The following is a 23,383-nucleotide window of genomic DNA, read 5'->3' as shown; positions in this document are numbered from 1 at the left end:
TATTCTTGCGTCTGGGCTTTTGTATTAAAATTGGACTTCGGAATTCTGAATTTGTACAATTGGGTATAAGTTTAATGTAATCAATATCGATAAGGAGAATATAAGCTCATGAAGGAATTGAATTATCCGAAGGTGTTTATGCTCTTGGCGGGATTGTCTGTCGCTACATTGGCGGTATATCGTGTAGTGTCACTTCAGACGGATTCGTTTTACGCTTTTTTAATTTGGAATTTGTTCTTAGCTTGGATTCCGTTTTTATTCTCCATGGCTGCTTATGAGCTAGACAAAAGGAAGATAGGCGGTTTATTACTTCTTCCTTTGGGTGTCGCGTGGCTGCTGTTCTTTCCAAACGCGCCTTATCTCATGACTGACCTGGTGCATTTAACGGTAAGAAAAAGTAGATATATCGTGGAGGGAGCCATTCAGAATCGCTACTGGTATGACTTGGTCACTCTTTTATTGTTCACCTGGAGTGGATGGTTGACCGGGTTCTTCTCATTGTATCAGTTCCAGACGGTCATTTATCGTAAAAGCAACCTGCTGTGGTCATGGGTATTTGTGCTTGCGGCATGTATGCTCGGGGGATATGGTGTACTGCTTGGCCGAGTCTACAGACTCAATAGCTGGGACGTCCTGACGGACAGGCATCAGTTGTATCAACTTGTTCTGGATAGCCTGAATCTCCAGTCCGTATTTTTCAGCTTGTTCATTGCCTTTGTCCTGCTGGTCATTTACGCGACGATGTATTGTCTACTCAATGCTCTTGGCACCGGAGAAAGACGAAGAGTTACCAGAGGGTACTAATCGGTACACTCCGGCTCAAACTGGAATTGCTTCAGATCTACCACACCTTTTTCATTAAAACTAACTCCCTCTCCCTGTAGATAGAGCCTCTGGAGGGAGTTAGACTCATCCTCAGTTAGTGCGATCATTCCCTTAGCATTAATGACCCGATGCCAGGGCAGCTTATATTTTTTGCTCATGGAGTGAAGGATGCGAACGACCTGCCTCGCTCCTCTTGGGCTACCTGCCGCGCGGGCAACTCCTCCGTAAGTCATCACTTTACCTTCTGGTATAGACTGTATGATATGAATAACTCTCTCAGTAAATGGTGTCATAGCAAGCTCAAGCTCCTATATCTTATTTTTATCCATTGCTCAACAGATAAATCAATTCTAAACGAAACGGGGGACGAACAGGAGGATTTTTTGAGGATAGCAAAAAAAGGGTTGCAAAGCAATAAATACGCGTGGTATATTCTAACTGTAAAAATAATCTAAACGTTTAACAATGTGATTGAAAGAGTTCCATAATAAGATAGGAGAAGGTGTAATGAGGAAAACCAGCATTAAAGACATAGCCGCAAAGGCTAATGTTTCGATTGCTACAGTCTCCTATGTGCTTAATGGTACCCGCAATGTACGTTCTGATACAAGGGAACGAGTTGTTGCCGCCATTGAGGAGTTGAATTATAAGCCGAATGCTATTGCGAAGAGTCTCAAACTCAACCGTACGAATACAATAGGTGTTATTGCAGAAGATGTGACGGTATTTAACACCCCCGATATTATCGATGGAATTAATGATTTTGGAGATCGAAACGATTTGCATATTTTACTGGTGAATCTTCGTTTAGACAAGCGTATCGGCCGTAACTTCTCGAATACGGAAGACTACCGAAAGTATGCCGCTAATGCGGTTGCCGAACTGCTCAGCAATCAAGTGGATGGGATTATTTATATCGGTGTTCATCCCCGTGATTTAACGGGTCTAATCGATACGGAGGGTAAGCCGATTGTGTATACCTACTCTTACACACAGGACGATATCTCTATCCAGTATAATGATGAGCAAGCTGCTTACCAAGCCATGTCCTACTTGGTTAACCAAGGACATAGCAGAATTGCTGTAATCAGTGGTTTGATGGATTCTATCCCTTCCAGATTAAGACTGAACGGTTATTACAAGGCAGTTACTGAATATCAATTACCGTTCGATCCACTGTTAATTAAGATGGGAGACTGGGAGAGGGAATCAGGGTATCGCCTTACCTCCGAGTTGCTCGCTTTGCCGGAGCCCCCAACCGCGATTCTTTCCATGAATGATGTAATGGTTGTAGGTATTTTGCAGGCGGCAGAGGAAAAAGGGGTTAAAATACCGGATGATCTGTCGGTTGTCGGTTTTGATAATCGTGAATTCAGTGATTACTTACGCCCGCGTATAACAACAATGGGACTTCCGCTACATGAGATGGGCTATCAAGCTATTGAGGTTTTGTTCAATTTAATCAAGGGGACGAAGATGGATTCACTGACCATGCCGGAGTGCCGGTTGATCGAACGTGATTCCGTGGCTACGTTAAAAAATGCTGTGAAACAAAAATAAGTTTCACAGCTCCTTTTTCCTCATAAATCTAAACGTTTAACTTAAAATATCGAAGAGGTGCTAGGCAATGACGATTCTAGGCAATGAAAACTTCACGATGGAGCTAAGCGACCGCGGAGCACTTCAGTCTCTGATATTACAGGGCGACCCTAGTGAAATGAATTGGGTAGTTGATCCGTCTTATTTGAAAGAGGCAGGTTATGCGGATACAGATAAGCTATTCGGAGAATGGACAATAGAGCTGGACGGGAATATCATAAAAAGCACTGATCTGTTGCCCAAAATTACGCCAGAAGGAAAACACCGTGTAATTGTGGATTTTGAAGGCGCACCGATTGCAATCAGACTTACATATTCTCTGGAAGATGAGCGACTAAGATGGACTATTGAAGCTACAAACCGCTCACCACAATCTGTAAGAATTAATGGACTTCATGTGTGGCTTTCGCTCGCGTATATCATGTACAGAGATGAAAATGTGCAGCGCAATATGAGCCAGTCCTGTGCAGTGTTCCCCCATCTTGGTGGGGATTTCGCTAAAATCGCTGCTATTCGACGGAGCAACAAAGCACCACATCTGGGTGTTTATGGGGTTCAGGGCAGAACAGTAAGCGTAGGTACTTATTGTAGTTATAAGAATCGTTTTCTTGAGCAGGTCTCCCCTTCTTTGGATGGTCTGCTGTATCATCGGCTATCGTTGGTGGAGGACGGATCATCTATGACCGAATCTGCAGCTGCCGACTGGATATATGGTGGCGCTTACAGTCCGCTGGATCTTGGCGCTGGGGAGACCTACAGCTGGGAATACATATTCCATCCCTGTCAGAATCGAGATGATTTCTATAGGCAGGGCATGGCCTATGGACATCCGCGCTGGAGCTATACGCCTGTATTAACCCGAGGAGGAAGGTTCGAAGCTGTTGTTGATCTGCCGCAGGGCCAGGTTCTACGTGAGCTGCGTTTGTATAGCACTTTACCGGGGACGGAGCTGATCCGCCAGGAGAATATTACGAACGAAGCTGTACGGTTGGAATCAGGCAGTAGCTATGCTATATCTTTACAGCGTTTGGAGCCGGGAGAACATAAGCTGGAGCTGGTGCTAGAAGATGGACGGAGCGATATCCTGGTCTGGAATGTACTGGAGTCGATTGACCGGATTCTGGAAAAGAGAGCCGAGTGGTTGGTAAATAATAACTTTGGAGGGACAGGGGAGGTCGAAAGGCCATATGCCTTCCGTCCGCTATCGAATCAGGGAGAATCGCTGGGTAAGGTTGCTTTTCTACTGATGAAGAATAGCATGGCCAAGGCTGTCCCAGAACAAGTAGCTAAGGCCGAGATTGCAGCAGTATTGGATGTGAAGGAGCATTGGTTTGAAGGCGGGGATTTTAATCATCCGCGTCCCTTGTACGGAGAATTCTACCGCATTTATGATCTGGATTATATTGGGCATGTCTTTTATCTATTGTCACGAATGGATGGTTCATTACTTAAAATTCATTCTCCTAGAGAATATCTACAATGGGCTGCCGAAATCATGTGTCTTCGCCTAGACCCTGATCGGCACAGTGGCCAGCGTGAGAAGGATGAGAGCCGTCTAAATGGGATATTTGTGCTCTATATTCTTGATTTATTAGAAGCACTGAAGCAGTGCGGTCTTTCAGAAGAGTATAAACGTCTACTTACCTTATGGGAGCGCTTTGGTAGAAATCTGGAGACAGGGATACAGCAGTATGAGGGAGCTATAACGGAGCATTTTTACGATAATGCAGGATTTGGCCCTACCTGTGAAACGTTGTGTCACCTTGGAAATAAAGAGGAGGCCCAGCGTTATGGACAACTAATTCTGGCAAATATCGGATTCAGCAATGATTACAGAGTGCAGAATCCGGATCGCTGGTGGGAAGCTTTGTCTTATATGATTCATTCCCTTTGGGGTGGATTGGTAGCAGGAGCATCCCGGGTTGCCTATGAATTCCTTGGAGACCCTGAATATTTGGAAGCCGCTTACCGTTCTACGATGGCAGTATTCAATTGTTACGATTGGAATGTACGCTCTACTCCACGCCGTTTGTTGCCTGGAGAGGCAGCTTCTACATATAGTGTGGCAGCTCCTAACCTGAATATGCCAGAATTGTCGCGAAACCGTTTTGGGCAATCCGTATTTGTGGGGGCAAGTGATTCCTTGTTTGCTTCGCTGTTCTCGGGTGTGACAGGAGATGATTGGGATATGGGGGAGGAGCTAGTGGCCTATCTAATGGGCTTCGGGACAACCACATATTTGTACAGGGATCCACGCGGAAAGATGCGCTGTATTAACGGTTATATTGAAGAAGACTCGGAGGGCTGGATCGTAACAAGTTACGCTGCATATCCGTCAAGATATGTGCTGCTTGAGGACAAGCTCGAATATCGCACAACTGAGGGGATGCTAGAGCCTCACGTAAGACTGGCAGGCGGAATGTTCAGCCCTTGTCTGTAATCGCTAAGAATGACAAACCATGATGATTTTAGGCTAAAGCTTTAAATGCTTGGCTTGAAATAAATAGATATGAAAAAAGGGAGGCAACAAACATGAAGTTTGGAAAACGTACTCTAGTTCTATCTTTAGCATCAATGATGGTTTTTTCCGCACTGGCAGGTTGTTCGGGCAATTCCAACAATGCGGCTCCAAAGGCATCTGAAGGGTCTGGAGCAGCCAACAAAGAAACTACGCCTGATAAAGATGTAACCTTGGAATTATTGTATTGGGGTGATGATGTACAGAAAAAGCTGGTAGAAGCGGCAGCAGAAAAATATACAGCCGACACCGGAGTAAAAATCAATGCACAAGTGCTTCCAGCGGATGGCTCCTTTGATACATTTATTCAGACCCGGCTCGAATCCGGCGAACTTCCAGATATCAGTTATATGGGCGAAGGCGATATCCAAAAGTACAATGAAATGGGAATTATCGAAGATATCAGCGATTTATTAGCGGACGGAAGTATTCCTGAAAAACTATCAGCGATAACAATCCATTCACCTGAGCAAAAAGTGATCGGAGTCGGTCTATCCAACCAGCTGGAGCTGCTTTACTATAGCAAGTCCAAATTTGATGCAGCAGGTCTTGAATATCCACCCTCCAAAGTTGAAAATGCGTGGGATTGGGATACATTCGTAACAAACGCGAAAAAGTTAACGACAGATACTAAAGGAAAAACAGCGGCAGATGAAGGCTTTGATGCTGCTCTGACCGAGAACTACGGGCTTGGTATGACAGCGGGACGGGAGTTCCACCATTTCTGGGCAGCTTATGCCAACGGTGGCGGGATTGTTTCCCCGGATGGAAAGGAGTTTCAATGGGATTCTCCCAAAACGGTTGATGCCATCCAGAAGCTAGCTGATCTCGTTAACAAAGATAAGGTTGCATCCGCTTTCAATTACACTTGGAATTCCGGAATTGGTTCTGCGGTAGACGCTTTGAGTGGTGGTTATGCCATGGCGATCAGCGGCTCTTGGGATCTAGCTAATATCAAAGGAAATGAAGATATCGGCGTTGGGGTTCTGCCTAAGATGGAAAAGGCAGTAACGATGAACTGTGGTGCTCCGCTTGTTGTGTACAATACATCGAAGCACATTGAGGAAGCCAAGAAATTCTATGCCTACATGGTCAACCCTGAGAACAGTCTGGAGCTGCTGAAGAGTGGTGCGTGGTTGCCAAACCAGGCAGATTGGTATACCGATCCTACCTTGGTTGAAAAGTGGACCTCCGATCTTCCTGAAAGCGCAAAAGAAACTATCCTTAGTTATTCGACAACGAAAGATTCTATCGCACAATGGCCTGCATATTACGTTCCTGCCTACCTCAAGATGAATACTGAATATGAGAAATCTATTGATCAGGCATTGGCAGGTAAGAAAAGTGTTAAAGAAGTCTATGACGCGATCATGCCAGCGATCAAGCAGTTGTTCGAGAGCGGCAAGGTTTCCTAATTAGAGCTTATATTTGAAAAGAGGGCTATTGCTTATGAACCCAGAGAGCAAAACCGAAACGGCTGCGGTCTATGTTAAAAAGCATGCCAAAGGTGTCACCAAAGAGGCGGTGGCTGGATATTTGTTTGCAGCACCGGCCATTATTGGATTTTTGGTATTGACGCTTTATCCGATGCTGGCCAGTTTGTTTTACAGCTTTCATAAAATAACGATTATGAGCGGAAGCCAAGTTATGGAATGGATTGGGCTGGATAATTTCCGGTACATATTCACCAATACCAGCTCCGAATTCAAGAAATCCATAACGGTGACCTTGATTTATGCCTTCATTAACGTGGCGCTTGTAATCACCTTTTGTCTGATTGTTGCACTCTTATTGAACCGTAAATTTATCGGCAGAAACTTGATGCGGGCTATATTCTTTCTGCCGTCTGTAGTTCCGATGCTGGCGACAACGATTGTGTGGCAGATGCTTCTACAGAACCAAGCCAAGGGTGGACTGCTTAACTGGATTTTATTGCAGATAGGAATAGCCCCTGTTGATTTCCTGACTGATCCCATCCGTATTTTTGAGACATTGTTTATCATGAGCTTGTGGACCTGTGGTGGGACGATTGTTGTGTTCATCGCTACGCTGCAGGATGTTCCGGGAGAATTGCTGGAAGCCATCGAGATGGACGGGGGAAATGCTTGGCACAAGTTCCTCAAAGTAACCTATCCGACGATCAAGCCTGTCCTCTTTTTCCAATTGATTATGTGCATGATGACCTCTATCCAGATTTATACGCAAAGTGTGGTGTTGTCCAGAAATGGTGCACCCGATCGGATGACTTATTTTATCAACGTTATGATCTATGACCATTCATTTGTTCAGGTAGGGATGCGCGGTTTGGCGTCTGCTGAGGCATGGGTCGTCTTCCTAATCACTATGGCCATTACTGGTGTGCTGTTCTACTTCCAGGGCGCATTTAAAAGGGACGATTCGATGGGCAAAAGAAAGAAGGTGAGATAATGGCGGCAACCGCAATTATGAATTATACAAGTATCCAGAAAAAAAAGAAAAGAGCTAAAGCCATCAATACCGGGCTGATTCTGTTCTCCTGTCTGCTCGCAGTGGTGTTTGCTTTTCCGCTCTATTGGCTGCTGCGAGGTGCCTTCGTGAGCCACACAGAAATACTGGCGCGGCCGCCTGTGTTTTTCCCCGAGTCACTAAATGTCGATAATTTTCGGCTTGGATTGGAACGTATTCAGTTCCTGCGGCAGCTCTGGAATTCAGTTTCGATTGTAGTTCCTTATGTGATTGGGACGGTGCTGACGACAAGCTTTGCCGGGTATGCCTTTGCTAAGCTGAACTTTCCGCTGCGCGGGATGTGGTTCGTGCTGGTCATCAGTACGATGATGCTGCCTAGTGCCGTAACCCTGCTGCCACAATATTCCCTGTACACTTCGCTGGGACTAGCTGGCAAACCTGCTCTTATTATTCCGGCCTTTTTCTGTGCAGGCGGCAACGCGTATTTTGTCTTTTTGCTCCGGCAATTTTTTATGACGATTCCGCTAGAACTCAGTGAAGCTGCCAAGATTGACGGCGCGGGTTACTTCCGTATCTACTCCCGCATCATGCTGCCGCTTATACGTCCCGCAATGATTGTTGTGGCGTTGTTCAGCTTTATTAACTGTTGGAATGAATTTTTCTATACCATGATTTATTTGAAGACTGAAGCAGATTATACGCTGCCTATGGGCTTGTATATTGTGAACGGGATGCGCATTCCGAACTATGAACAGGTCATGGCACTGGCGCTCGTCGTTACAGCTCCTTGTCTAGTATTTTTCTTGATCGGCAACAAATATTTTGTTGAGGGCATTACATTAACGGGAATCAAGGGATAAAAAGGAGGAATTCATCCAAATGACAAGTCATAAATGGCCCAGAAGAGCTTCTGTGGCGGCATTATGTGCGGCTGTTGTATTAAATGCAGGGATTGTTCCCGTATCGGCTAACTACACGACTGATTTCTATCATGAAGGCGTAGGCACCGATTACGGGCAGGCGAAGTGGAAGGATAATTCTATTGTTAAGGAAGGCGTTAATTTCAGCGATGTCACCGTCGGAGAAATGATGCAGGCGATTGAAGCTTTTGATTTTGAGGCTTTTGCAAAAGATAATTCCGATTTGCCTTGGCTTGATGCCTTGCTTGTTAACGAAGGTGTCATTCCGGATGATGTCAACGATGAAGTTAGCGCCAATACTCTGTTCAGCCGGGGAAGCGCTTTGTACATGAAGACTCAGGATAATACCAAGCTGGGTTTTGTGGGAACGGTGCATTACGCGGATACTTTGAACAAGGACACGATGTATAACATCACCCTTTCTACAGGAGACTTGGCGGAACAGAAAAATGTGCGGAAGAACTACCCGAGTCATGAGAATCAGACCTACACAAGCGGAGGCCTGGAGATTAACCAGCGGAAATTTATTTCCAGCTATAACAGTGCTGTAACGCTGCTTCAATTGAAGAATCCTACGGCCAGTGATATAACGTTGACGATGAAGGTTAAATCACCTTTCGTCTCAGCGGCTGAGGGTGATGAGCTGGTGGGTTACAGAGTGGCTGCTCCGCTAATGATAGGCAAAGCCGGGCAAAAGGTAGTTGAAGCGATGTCCTACGTGGATGTTCATCTGAGCGGAAACGGCATGAGTCCTTCCGGAAATGAACTGGTTAGAGAGATTACAGTGCCCGCCGGTGGCTCCGTTGACCAAAAGGTAGTCATGGGTTGGCTCGCGGATGAAATACCGGGCTCAAAGCTGCATTATGAGAGCTTTAAGGCTGCTGACAGCAATGACACGGCCTTCTCTGCACAGGTGCGGGAGTACAACGAGTGGTGGGCAGAGAACATTCCATATATCGATGTTCCCGATGAGAATGTGAAGAAGGTACTTTATTATCGTTGGTGGTGTAACCGCTTTAATTTGCTGGATGCCAACATTCCGGGCAATGACTGGCAGTTCCCAATGAACATGGAGGGCGTTCTCGGCTACAACAACGGGATTACGGTCAGTGTACCTTGGGCGATGCAGGATCTGAAATGGCTGCGTGATCCTTCCTACTTGTATGGAACCTGGCTGGCTCAAGGGGAATATTCCGAGAATAAGAACTATAAAAATAATCCCGGACGTCCTAACATCTGGACTTGGGATATGATGCAGAACACGTCGCAAGTAGGCTGGGATGCTTACAAGATTTACGGTGGTGGTCAGGAAATACTGAAGAAGTTCGCTGATTTTTCCGCCACTGATGTTACCGGCACACTTGAACATTTTAAAGGCACTAATCCAAATCTTGTTTATTATAACCATGGTCCGATTACAGGTAATGACGGAGATACCGTATCCATGCACTGGAATGGCAGTGGTAACTATGCCCGGCTGGATGGTTCTTCTACTACCTACGCCAATGCAGTGGCAACAGCGAAGATGTACGAGCAGCTTGGGGATACTGCGGGTGCAGCTAAAATGAACACTGTGGCGCAGAATATTAAGAATTCAATTCTGAATGAGATGTGGTACGACAAGGCTGACTTTGATGGTGACGGTGTGGCAGATACGAATGGTACAGGCAGCTTTTTGCACAAAAAAGTTGTGGGTGGTACCGATGTATTCAACCCTTGGCGGGATAATAACATGTTTGTCTTTAACTTTGGTGTAGTACCAACTGAAGGTGAAGAAGGATATGAGGCGAAATATTTATCCCAGTTGTCTGATTACGCAGATCCGAATTATTATCCGATCTTTCCCTTCTTTACAGCGGATCAGAACAGCATTATGAAGCGGGTGGAAGATTTCAAGAATGGCAAGACGGATGCCTTCGGTACAGACCAGTTCGCATGGTGTAACTTCGGCAACTATATTAATACCGTTCGTGCCTCTCTGCGCTATTATCCTATAGATAACATCAACAGTGACGTTTACAAAACACTGTTTGATTGGGGCGCTTGGTTGCATACAGTGGAGCCGGGCAATACGGACCACCTGGACTCTAATGAATTTTTCTGGCTGGAGGATTACTTCTTCGGTACGCCATGGACAAAAGACAATCCTCCTAACCCTAGTGGAGATATGGTACGGGCATGGATTCACCACGATACGCTTGGCATGATGAATTACACTGTGGTTGAAGATATGGCGGGTATTCAGCCACGGACAGATGACAAAATCGAGCTATGGCCGATTAATGTCGATTATGACTATTTTGCTGTAGATAACGTGCGTTATCATGATGCTAACTTATCTATCGTATGGCAGGATCCTGCTAAATACAGTGACAATCCTCATTATCAAGGTATTCCAGCAGGTTATTCGCTCTTCATTAATGATGAACTAGTAATGACAACTAACGAAATGTCCCATCTGATTTATGATACAGCTACTGGTAAGGTGGAAAAACCTTCAGGTGATGTAACCGGGGCTGTTGGCGACAACTCGAAGACACAGGTATTATATGAAAAAGGCAGTGCTACGACGCTTGCTGCGGCAGATCAAACATCCTTAGCCAGCAATGAGAAGACTGTCGATATGTTTAATAAAGCAGGTGTAGATATTGTTAATGACGGTACGAATCTGGCAGTTGCTACAGGTACTACCGTTGAGTCGACTTATATCAAGAGCGGTTCGAATATCCGCAACCTGGCGGACAATTCGACAATCGCATCGATTAATCATACCTCAAACACAGCTTTATTCGGAGGTTCGCCGAATTCCGTCGATACGGTTACGTTCAAATTTGATGGAGTCCAGGCTGTGGACAATGTAAAAGTCTATTTCTATAATGACCGGCTTCTGAACGGTTATGGTACACCACAGACATTTGGTGTCGAATATCAGGATGCTGATGGAAGCTGGAAACCAGTGGAGGGGCAATTCCGCTATCCGGAGTATAATGCTTCCAACTATAACAATGTAGAGTTCCAAAAGGTTAACACTGCAGCGATTCGCATTCATGTGACGCATTCGCTGGAACTTGCGACCGCCATCAAGGAGATTCAGATCTACAACAATAATCTGGAGGTTAAGGCGGCTGCCAATCAGGCACCAAAGGTTTATCTAGAAACACCATTGAAGGTTGAGCAAAATGTGCCTCTGACGATTATGCCGCAAATCGTTGATGATGGATTGCCAAGTGGCAAGCTGACTTATACCTGGGAGAAGATTTCAGGTGAAGGAGAAGTAGAGGAGACAGGGCTTGATAAGGCCATGCTGCAAGCAACCTTTAAGGCGACTGGTGAATACGAATACCGCCTGACTGTCAGCGATGGGGAACTTGAAACTGTCGTGAAGGTTCCAGTCACCGTATTTGTAGCTACTGCAGAACTGACAGAGATGATCGCTAAGTTTGCGGATCGGGATTCCGGCAGACTTGTCCGGAACAAGGATGATTTTACTGCGGCAACATGGCAAGAGCTGCAAGCTACACTGACTGCTGCCAAGGCATTGCTGGCTCAGGGAGAATATACACTGGAAGAGATCAAAGTGGCAACGGATCAAATGCGGATGGCGGTGGAGAACCTTAGATACAGAAATGCTGCCCTTTTGGCTAACCCTAGTGCCTCTTACACTTCGGCATGGGAGTCTGTGTATGGCATTAATGATGGTTATATCCCTTATACTTCAGCAAGTATTTACAATAGCGAAGCAGAAACTCAGTATGGGAACTGGGGCGGTCCCGGTGAAAGCCATTGGCTACAACTGACCTGGAAAGAGCCCGTGACTTTGTCAGGCAGCTCCGTGTACTTCTATGATGATGAAGGCGGTGTACAGGTACCGGGAGATTACAGCTTCGAATATTGGGATAAGGATGCCGGAAAATACTTACCGGTAACGGGCCTGAGCGAGAAAGGCAAAGCAAGAAATGCTTTTAACGAGGTAACCTTTGACGAGGTGAAGACGGATAAACTCCGTTTGATTCTTAATAAGCAGTCCACTAGTATTTGGACAGGCGTTAAGGAATGGCGGGCAATTTCGTCTAAGCCAGAAGGAGAAGTTCCTGCTCCCGGCGACCATGGTGCGATTGTAAGCATTGAACAGATTGCGGTGAGTACGACAGTTAACGTCGTGCCTAATCTTCCAGCTAAGGTTACGGTAACTTACGCCGATAAAACGACAGGCTTGGCAAGTGTGGTATGGGAGGAAATTCCCCTTAACAAACTCACCATTGCTACAGACTTCACTATATTTGGTAAAGTGGCGGGCACCGATATTGCTGCCAGTTGCCGCATCAGTGTGAGGTACGATAAATCTAAACTTAAAGCAGCCATTGATACAGCGGAAGATCCTTCGGTAAATGAAGAGAATTATACCGGAACGCCTGAGCAATGGGAGGCACTACGCATTGCACTAGAGGCTGCTAAAGCCACTTATGCAAATGACGGTGCTACCGATGGTGATATTAATGTGGCATATTCCAATTTGAAAAATGCCTTTGAAGCCTTACAGCCTGTCGAAGCTCATGATGCAACGATCAGCGGAATCACAATTCCGGGCGGATCTATTGATCAGGTAGCCAAAGAAATTATTTTACCGGATACGACTACACTTGATGAGCTGAAGGAAGGACTTACTGTTCCGGTAGGGGTTACCTTCGCTGTGTACGAACCCGATAGCATTACTATTGCGGGAGAAATCCAAACGGGTTACAAGGTCATTGTGACGGCACTGGATAAAACAACGACCAGAACGTATACCTTAACATTAGTTTCTGTAAATCCGCCTCTCATAACGGCACCTTTGGAAGAGAAGCTTAGAGCAATAGAAGCTTTGGATAAGAGCCTTTATGTAGAGGAGAGCTGGAATACTCTTGAGAAAGAAGTAGCACGAGCAGTGATATTGCTGGAGAGTGGGACTGCCACTCAGGCAGACATTGATGAGGCATTAAGTCAGCTTAATGCGGCGGTTGCGGGCCTGAAGTTGCTTTCAGAAGCTACGCCAACACCTACGCCAACATCAACACCTGTACCGACAGCGACACCAACGCCAACGTCAACACCAAAACCAACAGAGGCACCGGGTACTTATGTGCCGGTAGCCACGGCCAAACCGTCGCCTAGCGCGTCTGCGACAGCAACCCCTGCTGTAAGCAGTGGTAAAATCGTGGTCCAGACGGTCATCGGAGCAGATGGAAAAGCATTGGCTGAACTCACTGCCGCAGATGTTGAAAAGGCAGGAAAGGATGCAAAGGATGGTATTCTGTCCATTGTCGTGAATCCTGCCGGAAACGCGAAACAAATTGTAATTGAGCTGCCACTGCAGTCACTGGCAGCAGCGGGAAATGTTAAATCCCTCAAGATTGATACAGGAACAGCAAGCATAATGCTGCCGGAAAGTTTCTTGAAGACTTACACAGATGCTAAGAACGGCAAACTTAAGCTTATTGTGGGCACTGGAGATGTATCCGGATTGCCACTGTCGGTAAGCAGTCAGTTGAATGCTGGTACAATTAAAGACATCAGTCTTAGCGTAGACGGTGTGGTTATTCCGAGTGATGTTCTGAAGACATCGGGGATCAAGCTGGCACTTCCTTATACGCTGAAGTCTGGTGAGAAAGCTCATAAAGTAGTGGTTTATTACTTGAACAGTAATCAGCAACTAGAGATCGTTAAGAACGGAAGATTTAATACAGGAACACAGATGCTTGAGTTAACTTTGCCGCAGCTTGGCAGTTATGTAGTGGGTCACTCGAATGTTTCATTCAAAGATATCGCTACAGCTAATTGGGCGGTAAACAGCATTGAAGCACTCGCAGCACGAGGTGCAATCGAAGGGATGGATGCTGAACACTTTAATCCAAGTGGAAATGTGACCCGTGCAGAATTCATCAAAATATTGATGAACGCTTTTGATTTACTAGATGAGACGGCTGTAAGCACATTTACAGACGTTAAGGATGGGGCATGGTATGCCAGTCCGATTGCGAGCGCTCAAAAGCTCGGCATTGTTAAAGGCAAAGCGGATGACAACTTTGGTGCAAGCGAGGAGATTACTCGTCAGGAAATGGCAGTCATGATTTATCGTTTGGCTCAGACGATTAATATCCCATTGACTGCCGGAACAAAGGCTTCTGGTGAAGCATTCTCTGATGTGAATCAGTTGTCTGCGGATGCAGCCAAAGCTGTAGAAGCGATGCGTATTAGTGGAATTATTAACGGTATGACATCCAACCAATTTGGGCCAAACGGTAAGGCTACAAGAGCGCAAGCAGCGACAGTGATCTTCCGCCTGTTTGAGCAGCTTCAATAATCGTGCAGCAATAAAAAACACAGGTGTCCTAGTCATGCCAATGACTGGTGGGGTACCTGTGTTTTTTTGCTGCTGACCGTATGTCCCGAACGCCAGCTTTATTAGTTCAAAGCTGCTAGCTCAAAGGTGCCAGCCCCAAACGCCTAACTCAAAGTTGCTGGCTCAGAGATGCCAGTGCCAAACGCATAGAACAAGCTGGCAACCCCTAAGGCCTAACTCAAAGTTGCTAGCATAGAGATACCAGCCTCAAACGTCTAGATCGAAGTTGCTATCTCAGAGCTGACAACTCAAAAACACCTAATCACATGCTCGTATCCCCCATGCTCTTAAAACAAACTTTGCTTCATGGTATGTCATTTGAACGCAAGAGATCGCTAACGGACCCAGTAGCCCCTAAACACAGCATTTATCGACTTTTGGCTTGCTATCGGACTCCATAGTCACTATTGGCATGAAAAACGCCCAATATGAGCCTCTTTTGATAAAATAGCTGCACTGGAGTCCGAAAATGTGCCAAAAAGGAGATAAATGAGCAAATAACGCCTCCTGAGTCCGTAAGTGCCTGAGGATGCAAGTGGTGTTATCGCGGCTAAGTCCGTAAGTGTCTGAGGATGTGTTCGGTGTTATTGTGCTAGGTCCGTAAGCTCCCCGGGAAGAGGGTGTTTTGGCGCTAACGGACCCAGTAGCCCCTAAACGTAGCATTTATCGACTTTTGGCGTACTATCGGACCCCATAGTCACTATTGGCATGAAAAACGCCCGGTTTGAGCCACTTTTGATGAGATAGCTGCACTGGAGTCCGAAACTGTTCGCAAAAGGCAATAATTGAGCAAATAACGCCTCCTGAGTCCGTAAGTGCCTGAGGATGCAAGTGGTGTTATCGCGGCTAAGTCCGTAAGCGCCTGATGATGTGTTGGGTGTTATTGTGCGAGGTCCGTAAACCCCAAGGGATGAGTGTGATTCGGCGGTAACGGACCCAGTAGCCCCTAAACGTTGCATTTATGGACTTTTGGCGTGCTATCGGTCCTCAGAGTCGCTATTGGCATGAAAACCGCCCAATATGAGCCACTTTTGATGAAATAGCTGCACTGGAGTCCAAAACTATGCCAAAAAGGCGATAAATGAGCAAATAACGCCTCCTGAGTCCTTAAACGCCTGAGGATGTATTTGGTGTTATCGTGCCTGAGTCCATAAGCGTCTGAGGATGTATGCGGTGTTACGTGCCTGAGCCGAAAGCGTCTGAGGATATATGCGGTGTTATCGTGCCTGAGTCCATAAGCGTCTGAGGATGTACTCGGTGTTACGTGCCTGAGCCGAAGCGTCTGAGGATGTTATGCGGTGAGTCACTATTGGCATGACCCCAAGGGCTGATTGGGTTACTTACCTGCCGAACCCGGCGTATGGAGTAGTCTCGTTTCTTTCTTGTTGATCCCTTTTCAGTATAATTTTGGCGGATAGGATTTGGAGAGACGGGGGATAATTTCTAGGAAACCTAATTCTGACAGGAGTGACTACTGTGGAGGAACGGCCAGCAGGTGGAAACAGCAATACGTCTCAAAAAAACACAAAATCTGAGCAGACTCTGAGTACGTCACTGGATGAAATGATGACTTTGTTTCGAGACATATTCAAGGACGATGAAACGCTTAGAATCAGGGTGTTTAGCAACATGTTTACTGATAGTCTTCGCTTTGGGTTAGTCTATGTTGACGGAATGGTTGACAAGCATTTGATCCAGGAAGGGATTATTAAGCCTGTTATGGCTTTCGATTTTACCAAAAAGAATTGTGACAATAAAGCCGAGCTGATGGAGAACATCCGGACGCAAGTCATTAGCATTAGTGATGTGGTCGCCTCTGAAGATTTTGATGAAATGATTTATTCGATTATAGCTGGCAAGACCTTACTGCTGATGGACGGCTTTGTGGGTGTTCTGAACATTGGGGCACAGGGTTGGGAGACGAAAGCTCTTGCGGAACCGGTGACCGAAAAAAGTGTCAAAGGTCCAAGGGAAGGATTTACGGAATCACTGTTAGTGAATCTCACCCTTATTCGGCGCAGGGTGCAAGACTCCGAGTTAAAGTTTGTTTTTAGTTCACTGGGAACACGTTCCAAAACACCGATATGTATCTGTTATATGGAGAGCTTGGCATCACCGGCTATTCTCAAAGAATTACAGAATCGAATTGAACAGATTGACATAGATCTTATTCTGGACACGGCATCTCTGGCGGAATTAATTAGAGACGAACCCTATTCGCCCTTTGAGATGACAGGAAGTACAGAGCGCCCGGATGCCGTAGTCAGTAACATGATGGAGGGCAGAGTTGCCGTGCTTATAGAAGGCAGCCCGTTTGCAATGACCGTTCCCTATCTATTTGTAGAGAATTTTCAAGCCAGCTCGGATTATTACATTAACTTTTATTTTGGTTCGTTCAATCGAATGTTAAGAGTTTTTGGAGCTTTTTTGTCGATCAGTATTCCTGCTCTTTATGTAGCTTTAGTTACCTATAGCCAGGAAATGATCCCCACCATGTTGTTGCTCAGTATTTCTACAGCAAGAGTAGCAGTCCCTTTTCCTACAATAGTAGAGGCGCTATTCATGTTAACTATTTTTGAAATATTAAGAGAGGCGGGCGAGCGGATACCTACCTATATAGGGCAGGCTATCAGTATCGTAGGCGCTCTCGTGTTAGGACAAGCGGCAGTGGAGGCCAGAATAGTGAGTGCTCCAATGATTATTGTAGTCGGTTTAACAGGGATCATGACGCTACTTAATCCTAGGTTGACCGGTCCTTTAATTATCGTAAGAACATTGCTGCTGGGTGCGAGTTTTTTCCTGGGGATATACGGATATTTTCTTGGAATGCTTGGTTTAGTAGTACATTTGATGAGTTTGCGCAGCTTTGGGGTTCCATACATGCTTGAAGTAGGCTCTATCCGTCCTCAGGACATTAAAGATACAGCGATCAGGGCGCCGTGGTGGCATATGTATCTGCGTCCGGCGTTGATTGGGGCACGAAATATGAGGAGAAAAGGTTCCAATAAAGTAAGGAGAAGACCATGAGCAAGCTGAAAAGGATACTTCTGATTGTTATATCCATGATGCTTCTGATCTGCAATACAGGCTGCTGGAACTACTTTGAAATTGACGATATGTCGATTGTTGCTGGGGTCGCAATTGATAAGGGGAAAAAAGACGGTCAGTTATTGGTAACGACAGAAATTGTAGATACGAAGGAAGGGTTGAAATCAAGTCAGGCTGGTTTCAAAATGATTACGCTCGCGGGCGAGACCATGTTTGATATTGTGCGGGGGATGATCTCGATTACTGGAAAAAAGTTATTTTGGAGCCATTCTAAGGCGATTATCCTCAGTGAGGAGATTGCAAGGGAGGGAGTCACCAAAGTAATTGATTGGTACAACAGGGATACGGAAACCCGATCAGATGTGTATATCTTTGTCGCTAAAGACAAACCGGCTCAAGAAATCATAAGCCTAAGTAGTTCAACTGAGAGTATTATGTCTTACGCACTTGCACAGCAGATGAGAACTGAGAAGAATGTCAGCACAGCGCCTGTTGTGGAAATCTGGGATTTCATTGACAAGCTTGAGGCTTCTGGAGAATATGCTATCGCTCCGTTAATTTATGTCCATGAACAAAATAAGATGAAGAATGCACGAGTTAGCGGAACAGCTATATTCAAAATGGATAAAATGATCGGTATGATCAGTGGCGAAGAAACGAAATACATGCTGTTTGCCAACAATCAAATCCAGGGAGGTGTGTTAATCGTAAAGGATGAAAGTGGAGAGCCTAACTTTTCGCTCGAGATTTTATCCAATCGCACAAAAATAAAACCTGTATGGGTAAATGGTAAGCTCCAAATAAAACTTAATACACTGACACATGCCGGATTGGACGAGGTCAAATCTTCGGGTGAATTCAATAGTCTGGACAGCAAGAAGACGATAGAAAGGTGGGCTGAAAAAGAACTAGAAGAGCAGATTTTCTCAGTTATTCATAAGGTTCAGAAGGATTACCATGCAGATATTTTTGGGTTTGGAGAGCTCCTTCATGAGAAAATGCCGCGGACCTGGGAGAAAATCGAGAAAAACTGGGTGAAAGAATTTTCCAACGTAGAAGTAGTAGTGAATTCCAAGGTGATTATTGAGAACAGTGCACAAACGACAAGGTCTATCAAGATTCATCAAAAATAGGTGATAATATTGGTTGTGGTGGTCATGTTTATCTATGTAGTAATTATTTTAATCGATCCTTATGGTCTGTGGAAGCAGGGGATGAAGCGGGATTTTTATGTTTCTTCTGCATTATGTCTAATTTCATTCTGTATTGCCTTTGCATTGGCAATGAGATGGTCGATTCCTAGTCTGTCACCATTCCTTGTGTATTGGATCAAGAAGCTATTCTAGGTATTAGCCTAAAGGGAGAATAGAGTATGAATAAAGAGATCATATCAACAGGGCATGCTATTAGTATTGCTGTCTTATTTATTATGGGGACTTCAATATTTATGGGCGTACCGGGACAATCCGGTAACAGTAACTGGATCGCCGTATTGTTAGCTATGGTGCTGGTTGCCCCACTCTTGCTGATATATGCCAGACTCCACGTCCTATTACCGGGTAAGGATCTATTTGATATGTTGATTACCGTGTTTGGCGGAATCCTGGGTCGAATCATCTCCACTCTCTATATATGGTATTCCTTTCATTTGGGGGCACTAATTATTAGAAACTTTGGAGAATTCAGTCGCACAATTACCTTAACGGATACCCCTATGTTAGCACCTATGATATGTCTGGGACTATTGTGTGTTTGGGTGGTTAAGGCGGGGATTGAAGTGATGGGGAGAAGCGCTAAGCTCCTGTTGCTGTTTGCTGTATTTGTTAATTTAGTACTGATAACACTCGCCTTTTCCAGACTGGAATATCATCATTTACTTCCTCTGTTGGACAAAGGCTGGCAGCCTTTATTAAGCGACACTCTGGGTACTTTTTCTTTTCCATTTGCGGAGATTGTAATATTTCTGGGAGCATTCAGTAATTTATCGGACAAGAGCTCAATACGGAAGATATTATTTGGTAGTCTAGTAATTTCAGGGGTGATTATCATTATGGCTACTTTGCGTAACCTGTTGATGCTGGGTCCTGAAGTTCTATCCAGTTTATATTTTCCCGCTTATGTGTCTGCTGGCCGTATTAATGTAGGTGATTTTCTGACCCGAATTGAAGGTTCATCGGCAGTTGCTTTTGTAATCACTACTTTTATCAAGACAAGTTTATGTCTGTATGTAGCGAGTAGTGGGATAGCAAAAGTACTCAAGCTCAAGAGTTACCGCTCTGTTGTGCTTCAGATGGGACTACTCATGATCTATTTTGCGGATTTTGTGTACAAGGATATTATGGAAATGTACTATTTTTCTTACCATATTTATAAAATATACGCCTTTCCTTTTCAGGTGATTATTCCACTGATGTTATGGATTTGCGCTGAAATTGTTGTGAGCCGGCGTAAAAATAAACAGCTAGCGCCGCAGTCGCAGCAATAGCTCTAATAGGAGGATACAGGTGTCTCGTAAGCCTTAAAGTGGCTGGTTGCCCGTGTCTTTTTTTATTTCGTTTTATTTGATCACATTTACGCTTTTAAAGCCGCGGGAAATGTGCAAATAGCGTCCTCTGAGTCCGTAAGTTTCAGGAGAAGGCGATGATGCTATAATGATAGTTACATAGATAGAGTTTACTTTTTTATTGAGAACAGGGGAGCTGATCTATCATTGAATACATATATTCTTATATATGATAGCTTTGTGCAGTTTGAGGTTACATTGGCAGCTTATTTTATGAAAACAAAGGGCGAGGTCTATACCTTAAGCTTGGAAGATAAGGCGTTAATCTCCTGCGAGGGTTTTTCTGTGAATCCATCAGTATTGGTTGAAAATGTGGACGTTAGCACCATAGATTTATTGATTATCCCTGGTGGGGAAACAGATAATTTAATAGGGCAGGAGGCTCTATTAGATTTAATCAGAAGCCTGAATCGAGCAGGAAAAGTCATCGCGGGCATTTGCGGTGGGGTATCCATTCTTAAGGCTGCCGGAGTACTGGATGGTAAGGTTTATGTGGACAATGAATCTGGGGTATCTAACGTCTTTGTCGATGGAACAATCATTACCGCTAAACCGAATGGATATGTAGACTTTGCGCTTGAAATTGGGCGAATAATGAGTATCTATAAAGATGAGGCAGATTTGCAAGAAACGATAGATTTCTTTAAACATTTTAAATCCGTCTAAGGAGTAGAAGAGGGGAAACATGTATGAACGTTAGCAATATCATTATGTCCTCTTATTGGGGTAGAGAGGTTAAACATAAATATATCACCCAAGGGTCCAAAGCGCTGGCTGTTATTTTTCCGGGTAAAAATTATTCAGCTGATCGCTCTCTGCTAGATTATGCGGCTAAAGCTGCCCGGGAGCATAATTGTGATGTTCTGCTTTTAGAATATGGTTACCAGAGTGCAAGGGTGGATTTCAAACGTGAAGAAATGAGTATTATCATTGAGGAATGTAAAGCTGTGATCGCTTCTCTTCCGGATTATAAGAGATTTCTTTTTATAAGTAAAAGCATGGGCGCTGTTATTGCAGGTAGAATAGCTGAAGAGCTAGAAATACAGAAGAAGACGTCTCATCTATATATCACCCCGTTGCCTGAGGCGGTGCCGCTGATTCAGCGGAGTCGTGGTACTGTAATCTATGGCGGCAGTGACCCCTTATTTGGTCAAGAACATTCCGGTGAAATTAGTGGGCTGAATCATTTGAAGGTGTATAGAATCGATGATGCTAATCATTCGCTGGAGGTAGGCAGTGTCAATGAGTCACTAGCTATACTGTTGGTCATCATTAATTTCTATCATGAGTTTTTCCGTGATGCTTTAAATACATAACTTTAGGAGATGATGATTGTGATTTTGGAAGCTGCGATGCTGCAAGTAAAGCCTGGTTTGACTACTGAATTTGAGCAAAGCTTCAAGGAGGCGTCAAGTTTAATCTCCTCGATAGAGGGTTATATGGGCCATGAATTACAACATTGCTTGGAGGATGATCATAAGTATCTGTTGCTGGTGAAGTGGAGAACGCTTGAAGACCACACTGTTGGTTTTAGAGAATCCAGCCAATATCAGGAATGGAAAGCACTCCTTCACCATTACTACGACCCATTTCCGGTAGTTGAGCATTTTACCCGCATTAATCTGGACTAAATGGAGGATACCGAATGAAGGCGAAGCTTGTTGGGGAAGGCAGAACAGCGGAGATCTGGCAGCATGACAATCAGAGGATTCTTAAATTGTACCGGGAGGATATAGCAGAGCAACACGTCAGCCGGGAATATAAAATCAGCCGGTTTGTACATGCGCGGGGTGTTCGGACCCCTCAGCCTTTTGAGCTTATTACTGAACAGAATCGACAAGGTATCGTTTTTCAACAAATTCAGGGTCCCTCTTTACTAAAGGTGATGGGTGAGAAGCCTTGGAAAGTTACCCAATATGCCAGGCTGATGGCGGGGCTTCATTGTGATTTGCATAAGCTTGAAACTACAGAGGAAATCGGCCAGCAAAAGGATATGCTGAAAAGTCAGATCATGGTTGCCCCTATGCTGAGCGAAGAGGAAAAATCCGTCATTTTGAAGTATCTGGAGAAGCTGCCGGAAGGCACTCGTTTATGTCATGGGGATTTTCATCCCGACAATGTGCTTATGGATGAACAGCTCTGGGTGATCGACTGGATGACGGGTGTAGTGGGAGAACCTGCTGGAGATGCTGCGCGTTCCGTAGTGATGTTCAGTTTGGGAGCTATGCCTCCGGGAGCTTCTGCCTTCTCCAAATTAATGTTAGGTTTTATAAGAAAAAGATTAACTAAGGGATACATTCAAGAGTATCTCAGATTATCAGGACACACTTATGAGGACGTAGACCGCTGGATTTTGCCGATCGCGGCCGCGCGTCTGGTGGAGGGGCTTTCGCCTCCAGAGAAGGAGCTGCTGGTAAAAGAAGTTCGTAAACGTCTACACACCTTAGCCGCAGAGGTAAGCTGATCATGGCACAAAACGGAGGCGTATTCTATGACTACCTATATAGCGCTGCTGCGTGGAATTAACGTCGGCGGGAACAAAATTATTAAAATGCTGGACCTGAAGGCGATGTTTCAAGCTCTTGGATTTGCAAATGTACGAACGTATATTCAGAGCGGAAATGTCGTATTTGAGAGTGATGAAGGTTCGGTGAGCCTGCTTAGCGGAGTCATTGAACGTCAGATTCATGAGGTTTTTGGATTCGAGGTCTCTGTTATTATCCGTACTTTAGCGGAGATGGAGAACGTGATCGCTAACGATCCCTTTCAGCTCTCCGAGCCAGAGGAATTCAAAAGATGGTATGTTACTTTTTTACCAGCCGAGCCATCAGCGGAAGCATTGGATAAACTGCGCACTTATGAGAATGGACCGGATAAAGTACGTTTTGTCGGCAGAGAGATGTATATATTATATGAGGTCAGTGTGAGCCAATCGCCGCTTTTTAAAGTCCCTTTTGACAAAATACTCGGGATGCCCATTACCGCACGCAACTGGAACACGGTGAATAAGCTTGTTGCCATAGGCAAGATGGAATAACATAGTTTGGATTGAAAAGAGTACCGAAAGGCTCCACATTGTGGGGTCT

Annotated in this window: 17 protein-coding genes; 16 read left to right on the top strand and 1 reads right to left on the bottom strand. The window is 45.0% G+C overall.

Annotated features, from left to right (window positions below; translation table 11 throughout):
* Positions 1–108 precede the first annotated feature (108 nt).
* Positions 109–804 (top strand): DUF1361 domain-containing protein, encoded by a 696-nt coding sequence (locus tag MHH49_RS07120; RefSeq protein ID WP_076103907.1) that lies wholly within the window; start codon positions 109–111, stop codon positions 802–804.
* On the opposite strand, the gene MHH49_RS07115 is transcribed toward MHH49_RS07120, so the two are convergent.
* Positions 801–1,118 carry an MGMT family protein gene (locus MHH49_RS07115; RefSeq protein WP_036676747.1) on the bottom strand — a complete coding sequence of 106 codons (318 nt, stop codon included), beginning with the start codon at positions 1,116–1,118 and terminating at the stop codon, positions 801–803. The genes MHH49_RS07120 and MHH49_RS07115 overlap by 4 nt on opposite strands.
* A 214-nt stretch (positions 1,119–1,332) precedes the next feature.
* On the opposite strand from MHH49_RS07115, the gene MHH49_RS07110 reads away from it, so the two are divergent.
* From MHH49_RS07110 to MHH49_RS07040, 15 genes are all read left to right on the top strand, one after another.
* On the top strand, positions 1,333–2,385 hold the full coding sequence (locus MHH49_RS07110; protein WP_036676749.1) for a LacI family DNA-binding transcriptional regulator: 1,053 nt from the start codon (positions 1,333–1,335) through the stop codon (positions 2,383–2,385).
* A gap of 67 nt (positions 2,386–2,452) precedes the next feature.
* Positions 2,453–4,864, top strand: coding sequence for a hypothetical protein (locus MHH49_RS07105; RefSeq protein ID WP_076103909.1), 2,412 nt, complete (start codon positions 2,453–2,455; stop codon positions 4,862–4,864).
* A 92-nt stretch (positions 4,865–4,956) separates the two neighbouring features.
* Positions 4,957–6,357 carry an extracellular solute-binding protein gene (locus tag MHH49_RS07100; RefSeq protein WP_076101376.1) on the top strand — a complete coding sequence of 467 codons (1,401 nt, stop codon included), beginning with the start codon at positions 4,957–4,959 and terminating at the stop codon, positions 6,355–6,357.
* A 34-nt stretch (positions 6,358–6,391) separates the two neighbouring features.
* Positions 6,392–7,369 carry a carbohydrate ABC transporter permease gene (locus MHH49_RS07095; protein ID WP_081384363.1) on the top strand — a complete coding sequence of 326 codons (978 nt, stop codon included), beginning with the start codon at positions 6,392–6,394 and terminating at the stop codon, positions 7,367–7,369.
* On the top strand, positions 7,369–8,247 hold the full coding sequence (locus tag MHH49_RS07090) for a carbohydrate ABC transporter permease (RefSeq protein ID WP_081382617.1): 879 nt from the start codon (positions 7,369–7,371) through the stop codon (positions 8,245–8,247). The genes MHH49_RS07095 and MHH49_RS07090 overlap by 1 nt, the downstream gene beginning before the upstream one ends.
* Positions 8,248–8,266: 19 nt before the next feature.
* The gene (locus MHH49_RS07085; protein WP_341138066.1) at positions 8,267–14,647 is read left to right on the top strand and encodes an S-layer homology domain-containing protein; all 6,381 of its coding nucleotides are present in this window, start codon (positions 8,267–8,269) and stop codon (positions 14,645–14,647) included.
* A 1,515-nt stretch (positions 14,648–16,162) separates the two neighbouring features.
* Positions 16,163–17,713 carry a spore germination protein gene (locus MHH49_RS07080; RefSeq protein WP_340950263.1) on the top strand — a complete coding sequence of 517 codons (1,551 nt, stop codon included), beginning with the start codon at positions 16,163–16,165 and terminating at the stop codon, positions 17,711–17,713.
* Positions 17,710–18,867 carry a Ger(x)C family spore germination protein gene (locus tag MHH49_RS07075; RefSeq protein WP_036676759.1) on the top strand — a complete coding sequence of 386 codons (1,158 nt, stop codon included), beginning with the start codon at positions 17,710–17,712 and terminating at the stop codon, positions 18,865–18,867. The genes MHH49_RS07080 and MHH49_RS07075 overlap by 4 nt, the downstream gene beginning before the upstream one ends.
* 24 nt (positions 18,868–18,891) lie before the next feature.
* The gene (locus MHH49_RS07070) at positions 18,892–19,080 is read left to right on the top strand and encodes a hypothetical protein (RefSeq protein WP_143763183.1); all 189 of its coding nucleotides are present in this window, start codon (positions 18,892–18,894) and stop codon (positions 19,078–19,080) included.
* 26 nt (positions 19,081–19,106) lie between these two features.
* The gene (locus tag MHH49_RS07065) at positions 19,107–20,219 is read left to right on the top strand and encodes a GerAB/ArcD/ProY family transporter (protein ID WP_036676761.1); all 1,113 of its coding nucleotides are present in this window, start codon (positions 19,107–19,109) and stop codon (positions 20,217–20,219) included.
* 225 nt (positions 20,220–20,444) lie between these two features.
* On the top strand, positions 20,445–20,963 hold the full coding sequence (locus MHH49_RS07060; protein ID WP_038568581.1) for a DJ-1/PfpI family protein: 519 nt from the start codon (positions 20,445–20,447) through the stop codon (positions 20,961–20,963).
* A 23-nt stretch (positions 20,964–20,986) separates the two neighbouring features.
* Entirely contained in the window at positions 20,987–21,613 is a 627-nt protein-coding gene (locus tag MHH49_RS07055; protein WP_036676765.1) for an alpha/beta hydrolase, read from the top strand.
* 18 nt (positions 21,614–21,631) lie between these two features.
* Positions 21,632–21,928 (top strand): antibiotic biosynthesis monooxygenase family protein, encoded by a 297-nt coding sequence (locus MHH49_RS07050; protein ID WP_036676767.1) that lies wholly within the window; start codon positions 21,632–21,634, stop codon positions 21,926–21,928.
* 14 nt (positions 21,929–21,942) lie between these two features.
* Entirely contained in the window at positions 21,943–22,761 is an 819-nt protein-coding gene (locus tag MHH49_RS07045; protein ID WP_341138065.1) for a phosphotransferase family protein, read from the top strand.
* 27 nt (positions 22,762–22,788) lie between these two features.
* Entirely contained in the window at positions 22,789–23,334 is a 546-nt protein-coding gene (locus MHH49_RS07040) for a DUF1697 domain-containing protein (RefSeq protein ID WP_036676770.1), read from the top strand.
* The last annotated feature ends 49 nt before the right edge of the window (positions 23,335–23,383 follow it).

It is taken from the genome of Paenibacillus sp. FSL F4-0122, from assembly GCF_038002845.1.
GTDB lineage: Bacteria > Bacillota > Bacilli > Paenibacillales > Paenibacillaceae > Paenibacillus_AQ > Paenibacillus_AQ odorifer.
The sequence above is the reverse complement of the archived record's forward strand: the minus strand, read 5'-3'. Positions and strand labels throughout refer to the sequence as shown.